The following is a 16,158-nucleotide window of genomic DNA, read 5'->3' on the forward strand; positions in this document are numbered from 1 at the left end:
CGACGTCAGCGCGCCGTGCCCGCAGGGAGCCGACACCCCGATGCTCGCCGACGGACTGCCCGCCGGGCACCTCGGTGCCCGGGTCATCGCGGCCTACGGCGCGATAATCAGCCCGGACGAGGTAGCCGCGGCTGCGGTGGCCGGGATGGCTAACCCCTGACAGCCCCCGCAGCCCATCGCGGCGGAGGGCGGACGAGTCAGCGGGGCCAGCGGAGGGGGCCGGGGTGCACCGACCAGAGTAGGCGACGCCAGTAGGGGCGGGCGGCGCGCAGCGTCGCGCTGTAGGTCGTGGCGGCCCTGGCGGCGTACTCGGCCTGTTCGACGGTGGCCGTGCCCGGTGCGAAGCCGACCTGGTTGATCAGGGCGGCCAGGTGATCGACAGCGAGGTGTGTCTCCGTCGGCCCCCGACGGTCGTCGAAGGCGGCGCCGACGGCAACACCTCCGGCGGCAGAGGTGACCTCGGTGGCGGAGACGTCGCCACGGACCGTCCCGGTCAGCGCATCCCGGGCCACCGCAGCCACCTCGGTGGCGGACAGATCAGCGGCGACCGGCCGGCCAGCCAGCCGCAACGTGTCGGTCAGCTCCCGCCAGGCGCCGGCGATGCGGTGACCGGGGTCACCCCGGTGCAACCGAGCCCGGCTCTGGGCCCGACGAAGGCCGGCTAGGGTGACAAGCAACGCCACGACGACGAACAGCAGACCAGAACCGGTGCCACCGACGAGCACCGGTGTGGGGATGCCGCCGGTGTCGGTGGGGCCGCCGGGACCGGCCTGTGCCGGTGGTGAGGCGGTCGGTTCCAGGGCGGACTCCGGTTGCTCCGACGGTGGCGGATCCTCCGACCGGGGACGGAAATCCTCCTCCACCGGACGAGGTTCCTCCTCCGGTCGGGGCAGCGGGTCGAACGCCACCCAGCCGAGGCCGTCGAAGAGCACCTCCGGCCAGGCGTACGCGTCGGCGGCCCGCACCGGACCCGACCGCGGAGCGGCGAACCCGACCACCACCCGGGTCGGTAGCCCGGCGAGCCGACCCAGCACCGCGAACGCCGCCGAGAACTGCTCGGACGTGCCGCGTTGCCCACCGCCGTTACGCGGCCCGAACAGGAAGAACGCCAGATTCGGGTAGGCGTGACCACTCGGCGCGTCGGCGACCAGCCGGTAGTGATCGGCCAGCCACTGCTCGATCGCCGCCGCCCGCGCGTATGATGCGCCGTTCTCCTCGGCCAGCTGAGCGGCCAGCCGCCGCAACTGCTCGGGCACCCCGTCCGGGACGTGCAACACCCGGGCCACCTCGTCGCCGGCCGGCGTCTCAGCGATGGCCAGCAGATTCAGGTCGGGACGTTCCCGGGCCGAGGTCACCGTGTAGCGCACCCCGGGGGTGAGTCCGTCGGGATGGATCAGCGTGCCGGTGCCCGGGTCGTAGGCGACCCGGGCACCGCTGACCTCACGAGGAGCCGGCACCGCCGGCATGAGCCGCCCACTCAGGCCGACCACCGTGATCTCCTGGCGCACGATGTCGACGGTGGCGTGCGGGGCAGGTTCCGTGGCCGGCAGGACCCGGCCGGCGTTGCGGTAGGTCGCCCCCACCTGCCAGGTGACGCCGTCGTAGTCGTTGAGCACGGCCAGCCGGATGCGCGTCCCAGCACCGTCGGCCGCCGGAACCTGCGGTGCACCGGCCGGGTCCGTCGATGCGGGTCCGGCACCGCTGTCGGTCACCACCTGAAAAAGTTCCTGCTCCGGATGCAATGCCCAACCCGAAATCCGGATCAGCGGGTTCTCGTCGAGCGTCTCCACCTGCGGCGGCTGCACATACCGCCGCGGATCCACCGGTCGGGTGTCGACCAGAGCGGCCACCGCCGGGCCGAGCAGCGCCGCCAACGCCACCACCACCGCCGTGCCGGCGACCGAAGCCACCACCGCCGTCCCGGCGGGCGAAGCCACCAGCCCGGATCGCACCGTCGGGGAGAGCCCGTCAACCATGCCACCGTGCGACGATCGTGACGACACCGCCAACCCGAGGGCGACGGTCACCACCGACGCCACTGTCGCACCGATCGCCGGCTCCGCGTTCGGTCCGACCACGTAAACGGCACCGGCCTGCAGCAGCACCGGCGGCAGACAGCCCAGCAGCACCCGCCCGGCCCGCAACGCCACCTCCGCACCAGCCAACCCGGCCAGCCAGGCGGCCACCACCGGCAGCAGGATCGTGTCCGGCGCGGCCTCCACCGGAATCATCGCCGTCAGCAACCGGGGAACGGCGTTGCCGGCGGCGTCGCTGGCCACCTCGGCGAACCCGCCCGGCACCTGCGCCTCGACCGCGGCCACCCGAAGGCAGACCACCGTCCACCCGAACATGGCCAGCACCGACAACGGCGCCACCAGCCACGACCGAAGCCGCCGGGTCAGCACGCTGACAAGTACCGACCCGACCGCCGACCCGGCTACCAGCAGCGTCAGCAAGGACCCCGCGTACACCCGGTCGAGCACCACACCGGCCAACGAGACAAGCACGACAAGCGCCACCGGCACCACCGCCGCCCGTAGCAGCCTCACCACCGGCGTACCCCGTCCCACTCGGCGGCGAAGGCCGCCCCGTCCACCACGTCGACGACGACCAGTCCCGCCGTGCCCGGCGGCGTCGGCTCCGTCGCCCCGAAAACTGCCACGAGCACCGCCGGGTACGCACCGCGCAGCGCGCCGATGTGCCCGATATCGCCGGTCGCACCCGGCCCGGTGAGGACGATCAGGGTGTCGCCGAGCCGGTCGCGGCGCAGTCGCTCCGCCACAGCATCGAGCGAGCCCTCGCCGGCCAACGCCACCGCCGCCAGCCGGTCCAACGGCCCCATTCGACCGGTACCCGACTCGCTGCCGACCCCAGCCGCCCGACCGCCACCCGTCACCGCCCCGCCCGGCCCGCCACCATCCGGCATCACGCCGCCCGGCCAGCTGCCACCAGGCATCTCGCTGCCCTCGCCGCTACCAGCCGGCGCACCGGCTGCCGGACCGGCAGTCGACGAGCCTGTCAACGTGTCCTCGGCGACGACGAACAGCAGCACCACCGGCAGGTCCTCGCGCAACGCCGCAGTGACCACCGACGCCGCCGCCTCGCAAGCAGACTCGAACGACTCCACCACCCCGCCGGCCTTGTCCGGATGCGCCGCGACCCGGTTGTCTAACAGCACCACGATCCGGGGCAGGGCGGTGTCCATGTTCTCTCGCACCATCAGCTCACCCACGCGGGCGCTGGTGCGCCAGTGCACCCGACGCAACTCGTCGCCGACGACATACTCCCGCAGCGAATCGAAGGTGATCGAACCGTGTGGCACCGCGTCGACCCGCCCGTCGAGACTTCGCCCCGCACCGGTAGGCACCGCCCGCAGCGGATGGACGCGCGGGTGCACCCACACCGGTACGACACCACCGTAGAAGCGGGCCAGCACCACCAGACCGAGCGGGTCGCGGCGGGTCACCCGCAGCGGCCCGACCGGCACCACCCCGCGCCGGCCCGTCGGCACCGGGTAACTGACCGTCGTGTCCGCGCCGCGACGCAGCCGAAGGACCGGCACCGGCACCACCCGGTCACCGCAGCGGTCGGTGGCCAGCATGATCGCCGCCCGCAACCTTCCCACGTTGCGTATGGTCAACGTCATCGCCGCGGACTCACCCCGGGCCACCCGATCCGGGTCCGCCAGCCGGGACACCAGCAGCCGGGGCCGCCAGGCCGCAGAAACCAAGGCGACCACCAGGGCGGTGGCAGCCGCCGCGCCGAGCAGCGTCAACTCCGGGTAGCCGAAAAGGAACCCGGCAGCCAGCAGCAGCACAGCCGCGACGAGCAGACCGGTGCCCCGGGCGGTGATCCCCACGCCACACCTCGCCGGTCAGTGGTGCGTCGGGGCCGGCTGGCCCGACGGCAACGGCACCGGCACCGAGGCGACCGCCTGCCGCAGTACGTCCGCGGCGGTCACCCCGCGCACCTGAGCATCGGGAGTGAGCAGCAGCCGATGCGCAAAAACCGGTTCGGTGAGTGTCTTCAGATCCTCCGGCATGATCCAACCCCGGCCGTCGATCAACGCGTACGCGCATGCCGCCCGGGTCAACGCGATCACCCCGCGCGGACTCACCCCGACCCGGACCTGCGGATGAGTCCGGGTGGCCGCCGCCAGCCGCACCGCGTACGCGTACAGCGGCTCGGCGATGTGCACCCGCCGAGCCATCCGGACCATCTCGCCGACGGTGGCGGTGTCAGTCACCGCCGCGAGTGCCTCGGGGGAACGGATCGTCGCCCCGCGCAGCACCTCCACCTCCACCGACTCGTCCGGATAACCCACCGACAACTTCACCAGGAACCGGTCCAGCTGCGCCTCGGGCAGCCGGTACGTGCCATCCATCTCCACCGGATTCTGCGTGGCCACCACCAGGAACGGCTGCGGCACCGGATGCCGCACCCCGTCCACGGTGACCGTCCGCTCCTCCATCACCTCCAGCAGCGCCGACTGCGTCTTCGGCGACGCCCGGTTGATCTCATCGGCGATGACGATGTTGGCGAAGACCGGTCCGGGGTGGAACTCGAAGCCCCGGGTGGCCTGGTTGAAAATCGTCACCCCGGAAACGTCCGACGGCAGCAGGTCCGGCGTGAACTGGATCCGCCGCCACTGCCCCTGCACCGTGGCGGCCACCGCCCGCGCCAGTGTCGTCTTACCCACCCCGGGTACGTCCTCCAGCAGCACGTGCCCCTGGGCGAACAACGCGGTCAACGCCAGCCGCACCACCTGCGGTTTGCCGAGCACCACCGTGTTGACGTTCTCCGCCAGCCGGGCAGCCAGGGCGGCGAAGCCCTGCACCTCCTGCTGGGTGAGCGGTTCCTGGCTGTTCACGGTGGTGCTCCTCGCCTGGGTGGATCAGCAGGTAGGCAGGACGTCGATGTCGTCCCCGCCCTCCAGGTTGAGCCAGGCCCAGGGGATGTAGTTGCGCCCGCTGTACTTGACCTGCACCCACCAGGTGCTCTGCTTGTTGTCGTTGTAGATCCAGGAGTCGATGTTCGTGCCCCGCACCCTGCAGTACGCCTCCAACCGGGTGCCCGGCTTCGCCCAGCCGACCTGCCGGTCGTCGTCCTGCCGGGGCACCGAGAAGATCTCGTTGCCGTTGCGGCCGCCACGGTCCTGGTCGCAGTAGGTACGCTGATCGCCGTCCGGACCGTTCTCGCAGGTGGCAACGCCAAACAGGGCGTCAGTCCGCTGAGCTCTGGTGCCGGTGCCGCTTCCGGCGGCGTTGGTCGCCGTCACCGTGAACGAGTAACTCGTGTCAGGAGCCAACCCGCCCATCGTGATAATCGAACACGGGCCACTCTTCGCCGCTTGACCCGACCGGGACAGCGTACAGCTGGCCTGACCGCCACCAGCGTCCACGGTGAACCTCACCGTCACCGCCGTCGCCGTCGCCGACGACCCGGTCACCGTCACCCGGGGAGCAGCCACCGTACGCGCCGTCGTCGAAGCCGGCACGCCCTCACCGGCCTCGTTCACCGCCCGGACCCGCACCGTCACGTGTTGCCCGTCACCGAGCCCGTCAACGGTCGCCCGAGTGTCGGTGACCTCACTGCGTCTGTCACCCACCTCGACCACATAGCCGGTCACCGGCCGGCCGTTGGCCACCGCGGGTGCCCACAGCACCGCCACCGTCCCCGGTGCGTCGGCCACCGTGCTCGCCCGCAACTCGACCGGCTCACCGGGAACCGCGAACGGCACCACCGTGTTGCTCACCGGCGAGGCATCCGATGCCGCACCCTTGTCGTCGACCGAGACGACCGTGAACGCGTACTGCGTGCCGTACTCCAGTTCACCGGCCTTCACCACCAACTCGGTACCGGTCGCTTCACCGACCGGGGCGTTCGCCCCCGCCGAGGTCGCCGACACCGCGTACCGGGCGATCGTATTGCCCTGACCGTTAGCCGCCGGCCAACTCACCACCACCGTCCCGTCCGGCCGCGCCGCGGCGGTCACCTCGTCCGGCGCGTCCGGCACCTCCGCAGTCGGCGTCACCGGGTTGCTGGTCCGTGCTGGACCCGCGCCCTTCGCGTTCACCGCGTGCACCGAAAACCGGTACGTCTCACCATTGGTCAGCGCCTCGACCTCCACTGACCGCTGGTTCGCGCCGACCTCCAACCGCTGCCCGGCGCCCTCCACCACGTACCTGACGATGTCGGCACCATTGGCTGCCGCCGGACGCCAACTCACCCTCGCCTGTGCGTCACCGGCCGCCGCGTTGACGTTGCGCGGAGCACCCGGCTCACCCACCTGAGGTTTCTTCGGCGGCGGAGGCGGCGGCGGAGGCTCCGACGGCGGATCACCACCAAGTACGTCGTTGGCGTACTTGTCGACCTCCCGCACCCGGTGCGAATCGTCGACCACCCGCGCGGCAGCCGCCTGCGGCGCATTGATGAACAGATGACTCTCCCGAACCTCCAACTCCAGCGGGCCACCCCACCTTCCCCGGATCGTGTCGGTCAGCTGCCCGGCCGCGTCGAACGCGAACACCGCCCCCGCCGCCTCGTCCGCGCAGTAGAACCGCCCGGCCCAGGCCACCGCCGGACCGAGCCGGTCACCGTCACCCGGCACCGCGAACGACCGCACCTCACCGCTGCCGCCGACGGCGTGCACCCGCCGCTGCCCGGGCACCGTCACCGGCACCACCGAGCCACTGGTACGCACCGGCAGGATGCCCGGACCGGTCAACGTCGACGTCAACGCCGTGCGTCGGGTCGTACCATCCACGACAGTCACCAAGACCCCGGCGGTACGGTCGAGGACCGCCACCCCGTCATCCAACGTGGAAACCACCAACTCGTGGCTCGCCTCCGCCACCTCGTACGTCCGCACCCGCGGCGACCCCACCGGCGTGTGCGCCGACCCCGACGGCAGCATCGCCGGAATGATCGCCGAAACCGTGCCCTCGGCCGGCACCGCCACCCACAGCCGGCCCTGGCCGTCGAACGCGCCCCCGGTGATACCCGGCGGAAAACGCACCGGCTCGCCCACCGGAGCCAACGACCGCGGATCCAACTGCCGCACCACACCCTGGACCGTGTCCACCACGAACGCCGTCTCATCGTGCAACGCCACACTCACCCCGAGCCCGGGAGCGGTCGGCAAGGTAGCGGTGATCTGCAACGTCGCCAGGTCCAGTGCGCTGATCTGACCCGTACTCAGGTCCCGCAGCACCAGCAGCCGGTCCGTCTGCGTAACCTGCATCGGATGCCGCTGCGCTGCCGGCACCTCCACCCGGGTGTCCACCCGGGCGGTGATCCCGTTGACGCGCGCCAGCTCGCTACGCGCGGCGCTCCACAACCACGAACTCGCGTCGAAGTTGGCCACCGCGTTGTCCGCCGAACCCAGCCCGAGCACGGTGAGCCCCATGGCCGCCAGCAGCGCCACCACCGTACCCACGGTGACCAGTCCGCCGCGGACCCGGGACCGGGAACGTGGGGTGCGTGTCGGACCAGCCTCGTCGATGCTCGCCACAGCAGGCCTCCCGTGTCGTCTCCGCAGGCGACGCCCCCCACGGCGACCCTCCCCTGAGCCGGGAGCCATCATATGGTCACGCTGGGCACCCCGGGAACCCGCACCGTCGGCCGGTGGACACCCAGCGTGGCGTGTCGTCGGCGTGTCCCGCCAGGACTGTTCGGCAGGGACCGGCCGCAGCACCGGTTGGACGCTCCGTGCCGCCTACCGTGACGTGCACACCTGGTCGGAGGCCGCGAACTGGTCGGTGTCGTGGACGGCGAGCACCGCGAAACAATAGTTCACCCGGGGGCTCAGTCCGTTGACCGTGTAGCTGGTCTGGCCTGCGTCCACCGTGGCCATCACGCCCAGCGTCTGGCCGGTGCGTCCACCGGCCACCAGGAACGGCACCAGCCCGTCCGACGGATCCGCCCAGGTCAACGTGATCGTTGTTGTGTCATCGCGCATCGTCAGATCACCAGGTGGCCGGACGTCGCGACCCTGCGTCGGCGGTGACGGCTGCGCCGGAGGTGCAGCCTGTCGGTCCAAGAGCAACAGACCGACGCCAGCCATCGAGGCCAACGCCACCAGGACCGCCACCACCGCCACCACGAGCGCCACCCGGTGACGATTCGGCGCCGGGTCAGCCGTCGGTGACCTTGACGGTCCCTGATCCGGAGGGGCGTCTGACGACAGCGGAAGACCGGGCCGCCCCCGGTGAGGCGCCGCAGCCGGCAGCCCGGGTACGGCAGCAGCCGCAACCGGCGGGATCCCCGACGCCGTCGGTGCCGCAGCCGAACGGGCCCGGTCGACCGGTGGCACTTCCGGGCGATCCAAATGATCATGAGAGGCGGCCCGTGCCGGTGACGACAACGGTAGTGCAGGCTCCGACCCGGCCGACCCCGCAGATGAGTCACGCGTCCCAAAAACGGTAGCCGCTCCAGGACCGCCGGATACCAGCTCACCAGCGTTCCGCGTGGAGGGCGAACCTGACGCCTCCGTAGACGCGTCGGCAAGCGTGGACGGTGTCACCAGGGAACCCGTCGGATCGTCCAAGGCGCCCCGGTTCCGCTGGCCCGCCAAGCCTGAACGGAGCGTGTCAAGGACGGGAAGCTGACGTGCGTGCGCGGCGTCGCCGAGATACTGGCGTGCGGTTCGTACCGCCGGATGGTCGGCGCCGAGCACGGCGGGGCCGACAGCGGCCACCCGCGCGAAATTACGGCGTGCCTCATGGCGATTGCCCAGTTCGTCCGCGACAGACCCCAATTCGAAGGCCAACGCCAGCATCAGCGGATCGCCAGACGGCCGACTGCGTTCCCCGGCGGTGATCGCCCCCTCCAACACCCGCCTCGCCGCGCTCGGATCATCCGCCTCCCGGTGCAGCCTGGCCAGCAAATGAGCAGCACCGAGCGCATCCGGATGATCTGCACTCAACGGAGGTCGAGCGAACTCGACCGCATTCATCAGCAACTCTCGGGCGGCGACGAGATCACCCGCACCATGCAACGCGAGCGCCCGTTGCTGCGCGACGGCCAGGGAAGAAGCATGGAGCACGAAACCCATGCTGCCGGGTACCGGCACCACCACGCCACCCGGCGCACACACGCCGAGAGCCATGAGCACGGCCGGACGAGGCCCTGGTACCGATGTGCATGATCCAACTTCGGCGTGTACAGTAACTCCCCGTGCAGCCCACCGGGCGGCCCACGGGTTTGTAAGTCACCGAGGCTGACACGGTAGGCTGGCGAAGTAGGTCCGGGTGGCGGAATGGCAGACGCGCTAGCTTGAGGTGCTAGTGCCCGTATAGGGCGTGGGGGTTCAAGTCCCCCCTCGGACACAATCTTGGAACCCACGGTAGAAGGCCGTTGACCTGGCAGAACACAGGTCAGCGGCCTTGATCGTTTCTCGGGCTGTTGCCGCCGTGGGATCACCGTGGGATCACCGGCTACGAGTCGAGCCGTCCGCAGCAGCGGGCGGCGCGATCTTGCCTCAGCGCACCAACGCGGTTACGGTCCCATTGCTGCGCATACAAGCGCGGTCGGCGGCAGAGCCCGCGACACCGGGTCGAGGCCGCCCGCTCACGTGGAGGAACGGTGGCGACGATCGAGAAGAGGACAACGAAAGACGGCAAGAACGCCCGGTGGCGGGTGAAGTGGCGCAACGGCGGCCGCCGCGACGGCGAGTGGGACGGCGAGACGTTCGACTACCAGGCCGACGCGAAGCGCTTCAAGGCGCTCGTCGACGCCAACGGCAACCACCGGCCGTCGCCGGAGCAGCTGGTCGAGCACGGCTTCGGGCACCTGGCGCCCGCCCCGCCTGCGGCGCCCGTCGACGAGCCGACAGCGATGACGTTCCGGCAGTACGCCCTGACGTGGCTGGACACCCTGACGAAGCCGAGCGCCGAGACGAAGCGGAAGTACCTGGAGCGACTGGAGAAGCACGTCTTCCCTACGCTGGGCGACGTGCCGATCGCCAGCATCACCCGGCGGATGATGCGCGAGTGGCAGACCCAGATGATGGCCTCGGGCCTGTCCCGCAAGACGATCGCCAACATTCGAGGCGAGTCGCTGTTCCCGATTTTCCGCGCCTCGTGCCTGCCCGGCGAGGACGAGGAGCCGCCGCTGCGGACGTACAACCCGCTGGAAGGGCTGGCCCTGCCCGAAGGCCCCCGCTTCGAGCGGGACTTCCTGGAGACGCCCGAGCAGGCGTCGATCCTGCTCACCGCGGCGTACGAGGTGGACCCGGAGGCCGCCGACCTGCTCCTGACGAAGCTGGCCGGCGGACTGCGCTGGGGTGAGGTGGCCGCCCTCCCGCCCGAAGCCGTCCGCAAGCACCTCGGCACCATCGAGATCCGGCAGGTCCTCCGCAAGGTCGAACGGCGCTGGGTGGTCGAGCCGAAACCGAAGACGAAGAACGGCTACCGGCAGGTGCCCCTGCATCCGCTGGTGATGCACGTCGTCAACCAGCGCGTCGAGAAAGCCGGCAAGTTCCTGTTCTGGGCGCCCCGGGGGAACCACTGGCGGTACGAGGACTTCTACGACTGGCGGTGGGTGAAGATCCGGCACTTGGCCGAGTCGCGCGGGCTGCGCGGGCACATGACGATGCACGGGCTGCGGCACTCGCTGCTGACGCTCCTCGCGACCGAGGGCCTGGACCTGCCGGGCCTCAAGGGCGTCGCCGGGCACGCCCAGGTGTCCACCACGATGGACGTGTATGTGCACCACACGACGGCGCACCACGAGCCGGTCCGGCGGATCGTCGGAGGCTTCCTGGAGGCCGGCATCCAGGCCGGCGAGCAGCAGCGCGCCGCCGGAGTTATGCGCGCCGCCGAGATCCGGGGCCGGGTTCACCGAGCGACCCGCCAGGTGCGACCCACGGGTGCACGCCCGTAGGTGGGGGAACAAGTCGGAGGTCACTTGGCTCGGAGCGGGCGGCGAGCGACCGTTCGTCACCCGCTCCGCTACTCGCCGGCCTTTACGCTGACTGGATGACCGGCTCCCCGAAGCACCCCATGGCCGACTTCATTGCCGCGTTCGGTGCTGCACGTCACCTGCTTCAGCAAGCGCACGAGAACGGAAGCCTTATCGAGGGGATGGTCCTGTATGTCTCGCTGATCGACGGGTTTCTGCGTACGGCGATCATCCTCGACAAGCAACTTGCGGGGCAGAGCGACGACCTCGACAAGTACGTGCAGCAGGTGCCGGGGGGAGCCCGTTTCACCGAGAAGGCGATCTACGACGAGGCTTTGCGGCGAGGGCTGATCGACGCCAAGTTGAAGGCGGAGGTTGTTGAGCTGTACGAGCACCGAAACGCGATCGTGCACCGATTCTTCCTCACCGGCCTGCGGTACACGGACCTAGAGCCCTATCTGGGCCGGTACGAGTTCGTGTATGCCCAGGTTTACAGAGTGGTCCGAGAGCTGGAAGACCGGCAGATCCGCGAGGGTAAGGGCATGACGGTTCGAGGCGACGATGATGACTCCGAGGAGGTTGCCTCGTCGCTGGCCGACGTCGCGCGAAAGCTCGGATTTCCGGTTGGCCCTTCGTAGGAGTCACGACACCGAGAGCAGTCAGATAGCAACGCGTGTCTCGACTGATCCCGCCGCCAAGACGCCCGGGACTACAGGACGAGGGTCTTTAGGCATACCGTATGCAGCATGTCCGACGCGGAGCCCGACGAGATTCCCGGCGGCTGGGACGGCCTTCCGTCCACAGTCCGGATTGCGCTGTTGAAGGCGTGGGAGCGAGATGTTCCCGGCCTGGCTAGTGCCGTCCACGGCCGGTGGTGGCAACTGGAAACCTGGCTACGATCTCTCTGCTACGTCGAGCTACGCGCAGCCTATGGGGCGGAGTGGACAGACGTCATCGGTAGGGCCGCGAGCAGGGCCGACGCTGAGCTGCGGTACGCGCACATGCCAAGCACCGACACAAACCTGGTGCTCGCACACCTCGACGTAACGCCGTTGCTGCAGATGCTCGACGATGATTGGCAACTCTTCGGCCCTTCCCTCATTGACCGGGAAATCTGGAAGGGGCGCGTTCGCGAGCTCAAGCAGGTTCGACACCGGATGGCACACTGCCGGCGGCCGCATGCCGACGACCTATCGCGGATCGAACAGATGCTGCGTGACCTGGAGAGGGGTGCGTTCCAGGCCGTTGCCAGCTACAACAAGCTCCATGATCCCGCAGTAACCTGGATGGATCCAGTTGTCGATGGCTGGCTTCGCGGCAAACACCCAAAGAGCTACATCATGGAGCACGCCGAGCGGAAGTACGACGTCCAGACGCGCATCTCATACAGTCGACGGCCTTGGGCGGACGACTTACCTACTGGCGATTTGGTGACGGGCACTCCCGGTTACTTGTGGCACGTCGACCTTTACATGAACGAAAGGGGAGTCCTTCCAGACCAAGTGTGGAACGACTCATATGTTCGTGGCGAGAGGTTGCCCGATCGCGTCGTATATGTCTCCCAGAACAGTCCGGCGCACGTCAGCTTCTCATTTCCTGCCGTCAACGACCCGGCCAGAATCTGTGACGACATCAATCTGTGTATTCACGCCGTGCTTTCCGCCAGCCGCCCGTTTCGTGACACAACTGAGTATGACCGGATGGTTGCTCGAATGCGGCGGGACGTGGATCCGCGTGTTCAAGTATGCACGATTTGGTCTCTCCTGGATGACTCGACGGTGCCCGTCAGCATCTTCGGTGGCTAGCGGTAGGGGTAAGTGGTGACCCGAAGCGGCAGTGAGCACAAGTACCTTCGACCGGTGGTCTCGTTGTCGGAGCACGACGCGCTGGCTCAACTTCAGGCCCTATTCGAGCGCAGAGGTCGGGCTGTATGGCCTAATCAGAAGCTGAGTCAGATTATCGGTAAGCGTCCCAGCGGCATCTCTGATCAGGAGTGGAGCTACGCGACTCGGGCTCAACTCGACTTCATCGTGTGTGACCTCGCAACGCGCATGCCCGACTTTGCGGTGGAGCTTGACGATCCCACCCACCGTACGCCCGATGCACGTAGGCGTGACGGCATGAAGGACGCCATCTGCAGGGCTGCTGGCCTTGAGCTGCTGCGCATAGAGTCCACAGCTCTACGTCAGGGCGCCCATGGCCGCAAGATCATCGAATACCTGATTGATGCCCGAGATTTCATGAACGAAGTCTCGGCGCAACAAGAAGTAGGGGCTCTACCACTCGACGAGCCGTTCGATTACCGAAGTATTTTCGGCAGGTTGCCGAACGGTCGAGGCGGCTTCGTGAACGACCTCGGCGCGACGGCCCGGGTGGAGGCCGAAGAGATGTGGAAAGGGGGTTTGATTCACTCGCCTGTGATTAAAGGAATTTGCTTCCAGCGGCAGGACGGATGGGTTGAGGGGTGGGCCTGGATACGGGTTCGGGGCGACTTTTTCTGTTTCGAGCAGGTGCAACTCCGACAATACCAGTTCTACTGTGGAATAGGGTCTCGTGAACTGGCCGAAGACCTGGCGGCTGCTGCTATCGGCAAGCATCTGCATGAGTTGAAGGTGGATGCCCCTGTTCTTGTCAGGTGGCGCCAAATCTGTGAGGCGTTCGACGCGGCGAAGACAGATCCTGGCCGATTGTCTGAGGCCGAGGCTGCCTTATTCTCCCACATCTCGTTCAGATGACCCTCGGCATCGGCCGTAGGTCTGCGACGTTAGATCCCCTGCGGCCCCGTCATATCTAAGGGACATTCCGTAGCTAAATGATGCCGTTTTCTCTCCGCCGCGGAACGGCCGGTGCACCGTCGAGGATGCAATGGGCTCGATCTGCTCTTCGGCGCGCTAGTGACGGCCGATCCTGATGGGCAAAGTGCCGTACGGCTACGACTCGTCTGTGGCCATCAGCCACCAGCCAGCGCCGGCCATGACGAAAACGCCTGCCGTACCCACCAAGCCCCACGGATGTTCGGCGTAGGCCAAGACGAACGCGCCCACGAACAGGCCACCTCGCAGCAGTAGCCGGAGTGCTGGGTGCATCCGTGGCTCGATAAGCAGCGGCCGTCCTGTCGCCCACCACCAGGCCCCAGCGAAGAGCCCAACGACGACCATGAAGGCGATGGCGATGAAGTTGGCCCCACTTTTCGACGCCTCGACGACATCACCGCGGGTCACCCAGTTGACCATCCGTACTCCCAACACCAGGCCCAAATGGCGAGTGTGGAGCAGGCGTGGCTTGAATGGACAGGCTTCATCCATGTCGCTTAGCCGACAGTTTGGGCGTGGTAGCAGATCTGCCTAGGATGCCTTAGGAGCTGTGCGGCAGAGCGCTTTGTCCAGGTGTCGGTGTCCGACCGGCAGTAGCGGTGCGCGACGTGCCTGGGACCCTCACGTCAGCGGCGCCCCGCTAGCGCCGGGCAGCTCTTGTACGCGGCGGCCAGGTCCTCGTCGGTGAAGCGCACCAGGCGGCCGAGGCGCTGGCACGGCACGCGGCCCTTCGACACCCAGCGCCGCAGAGTCGTCTCCGCGATGCGGAGCTTCGCCGCGGCTTCCGCGTAGGTGTAGTCCTGGCTCACCTGCCTGCCCTCCCGATCTCGTCGCCCTTCGCGGGGTCACAATATGCCATTGCGGCCGGTTGGGTCTACCGTGGACTACGCCGAGCCACGAAGCGAGCGGTACTGTGTCGCCCGCTCGCCTACCGGCCGGGTGCACGGCTACTATCGAGCATTGCGCGTGCATGGCATGCGCAGCGCGCTGGAAGTGCTGTTGGTGGCACGCCGCCCTACCGGGGCGGAGGCCCAGGTTCGAGTCCTGGCCGGCGCTCTCGACGCCCGGCCACAGGGGAAGGTGGTGAGAGGCGCGTGTTCCACGGCAGCATCCCGGCCGACCTGCGTTCGATCATCTACGAGCACGCCGAGTCGTGGCCCGACACCGACCTGTACGTCGGGTGTAGCGGCAACTTTACGATCGAGCGGACGCTCCACAGCAGACCCGGCGAGCGGCGGGCCATCCACGGCAACGACGTCCAGTCGTACTCGAGCGCCCTCGGCTGGTGGCTCGCCGGCCGGCCCCTGGACTACCGGCTCAAGGACGAGCACCGCGACGTGCTCGGCTGGCTGGAGCCGTACCTGACGACCCCGACGGACACGCTGGCGTCGCTGATGCTCGGCACCCGGTTCCTCCAGTACGTCGGCCGACGCGGCGTCTACTACGAGCGGATGGTCCGCGCCACGGTCGGCCAGTTCCCGACGATGCACGCCAAGACGGTGGCGAAGCTGAACGCGCTGACGCTGCGCCTCGCCTCCTACTACTGCGGCGACGTGCGCGAGTACCTGGAGACGGTGGTGCCGGCCGGCGCGCCGGTGGCGATGTTCCCGCCGTTCTACGCGGGCGACTACGAGGCGCAGTTCGCCGGCATCGACGAGTTCTTCGACTGGCCGGCGCCGGACTACCCGATGCTCGACGAGGATGGCAAGGAGCAGATCATCGGCGCGGTCCTCGACCGCCCCCACTGGATCCTCGGCCTGCACATCCCGCGAGACGAGCTGCGGCCGTGGCTGCGCGGCGTCGTGCAGACCTCCAACCGCGGCATGCCGATCTACGTGTACGCCTCGTCGGGAGCCCGGCGGGTCGTCGCCCCCGCCCAGGACGTCGCGCCGATCCTCGCGCCGAAGATCGGCCCCGCCGAGCAGCTCGGCGACCGCATGGCCATCCACGTTCTGACCGGCGGCCAGTTCGCCGCCATCCGGTCGCAGTTCATGAGTAAGACGATCCTGCCCGGGTCGCCGCTGCTCGCCTGTGGCGTCAGCGTCGACGGCAAGCTGATCGGTGCGTTCGCGTACCTGCCGCCGAAGTTCGACCCGGCATGCGCCTACCTGATGTCGGACTTCCCGGTGTCATGGAGCCGGTACCGGCGGCTGGCGAAGCTGATCGTGATGGCGGCCGCCAGCCGCGAAGCGCAGCTGCTGTTGCAGCGGTCGCTGTCGAAGCGGCTCACCTCGTGGTCGACCACGGCGTTCACGGACCGGCCGAACTCGGCGAAGTACGGCCGGGGCATCCCCGGCGTGAAGTTGCAGAAACGCAGCGAGCCGGCCGCCGACGGCATCCACCGGTACCAGCTCCAGTACGGCGGCCCGCTGGGTGTCTGGACGCTGCGAGAGGCGCTGGCGGAGTGGAAGCGCCGCCACGGGAAGGACATGCGATGAGGAGC

The 16,158-nt window shown here is 68.8% G+C and carries 12 protein-coding genes and 2 tRNA genes; 7 read left to right on the forward strand and 7 right to left on the reverse strand.

From position 1 onward, the window contains the following. Positions 1-197 precede the first annotated feature (197 nt). From HCA58_RS04790 to HCA58_RS04810, 5 genes are all read right to left on the reverse strand, one after another. The gene (locus HCA58_RS04790; protein WP_346775864.1) at positions 198-2,552 is read right to left on the reverse strand and encodes a transglutaminaseTgpA domain-containing protein; all 2,355 of its coding nucleotides are present in this window, start codon (positions 2,550-2,552) and stop codon (positions 198-200) included. Continuing rightward, complete coding sequence (locus HCA58_RS04795) at positions 2,546-3,859, reverse strand: DUF58 domain-containing protein (RefSeq protein WP_169596513.1); 1,314 nt, start codon at positions 3,857-3,859, stop codon at positions 2,546-2,548. The genes HCA58_RS04790 and HCA58_RS04795 overlap by 7 nt, the downstream gene beginning before the upstream one ends. A gap of 15 nt (positions 3,860-3,874) precedes the next feature. Then, a complete protein-coding gene (locus tag HCA58_RS04800; protein ID WP_169596514.1) occupies positions 3,875-4,870 on the reverse strand; it encodes a MoxR family ATPase in 996 nt (331 codons plus the stop codon). Between the two features lie 24 nt (positions 4,871-4,894). Next, a complete protein-coding gene (locus HCA58_RS04805) occupies positions 4,895-7,513 on the reverse strand; it encodes a fibronectin type III domain-containing protein (protein WP_169596515.1) in 2,619 nt (872 codons plus the stop codon). Between the two features lie 204 nt (positions 7,514-7,717). Further along, on the reverse strand, positions 7,718-9,046 hold the full coding sequence (locus HCA58_RS04810; protein ID WP_346775865.1) for a tetratricopeptide repeat protein: 1,329 nt from the start codon (positions 9,044-9,046) through the stop codon (positions 7,718-7,720). A 199-nt stretch (positions 9,047-9,245) separates the two neighbouring features. Between HCA58_RS04810 and HCA58_RS04815 the strand changes: the two genes are divergently transcribed. From HCA58_RS04815 to HCA58_RS04835, 5 genes are all read left to right on the forward strand, one after another. Further along, positions 9,246-9,329 (forward strand) — tRNA-Leu (locus tag HCA58_RS04815). Positions 9,330-9,585: 256 nt separating this feature from the next. Continuing rightward, on the forward strand, positions 9,586-10,884 hold the full coding sequence (locus HCA58_RS04820) for a site-specific integrase (RefSeq protein WP_169596516.1): 1,299 nt from the start codon (positions 9,586-9,588) through the stop codon (positions 10,882-10,884). A 95-nt stretch (positions 10,885-10,979) separates the two neighbouring features. Further along, positions 10,980-11,540 (forward strand): hypothetical protein, encoded by a 561-nt coding sequence (locus tag HCA58_RS04825; RefSeq protein WP_169596517.1) that lies wholly within the window; start codon positions 10,980-10,982, stop codon positions 11,538-11,540. Between the two features lie 108 nt (positions 11,541-11,648). After that, a complete protein-coding gene (locus HCA58_RS04830; RefSeq protein ID WP_169596518.1) occupies positions 11,649-12,707 on the forward strand; it encodes a Swt1 family HEPN domain-containing protein in 1,059 nt (352 codons plus the stop codon). 54 nt (positions 12,708-12,761) lie between these two features. Continuing rightward, complete coding sequence (locus tag HCA58_RS04835) at positions 12,762-13,637, forward strand: DUF2726 domain-containing protein (RefSeq protein WP_169596519.1); 876 nt, start codon at positions 12,762-12,764, stop codon at positions 13,635-13,637. 195 nt (positions 13,638-13,832) lie between these two features. Here the strand turns inward: HCA58_RS04835 and HCA58_RS04840 are convergent, their stop codons facing one another. Then, positions 13,833-14,135 (reverse strand): hypothetical protein, encoded by a 303-nt coding sequence (locus tag HCA58_RS04840; RefSeq protein ID WP_169596520.1) that lies wholly within the window; start codon positions 14,133-14,135, stop codon positions 13,833-13,835. Between the two features lie 206 nt (positions 14,136-14,341). Then, positions 14,342-14,524, reverse strand: a complete 183-nt coding sequence (locus tag HCA58_RS04845; RefSeq protein WP_169596521.1) for a helix-turn-helix domain-containing protein — start codon at positions 14,522-14,524, stop codon at positions 14,342-14,344. A gap of 175 nt (positions 14,525-14,699) precedes the next feature. Here HCA58_RS04845 and HCA58_RS04850 point away from each other — a divergent pair. Both HCA58_RS04850 and HCA58_RS04855 read left to right on the forward strand, forming a co-directional pair. After that, positions 14,700-14,771 (forward strand) — tRNA-Gly (locus HCA58_RS04850). A 38-nt stretch (positions 14,772-14,809) separates the two neighbouring features. Continuing rightward, complete coding sequence (locus HCA58_RS04855; RefSeq protein WP_169596522.1) at positions 14,810-16,153, forward strand: hypothetical protein; 1,344 nt, start codon at positions 14,810-14,812, stop codon at positions 16,151-16,153. Positions 16,154-16,158: the final 5 nt, after the last annotated feature.

Source organism: Micromonospora sp. HNM0581 (assembly GCF_012726175.1).
Lineage (GTDB): Bacteria > Actinomycetota > Actinomycetes > Mycobacteriales > Micromonosporaceae > Micromonospora.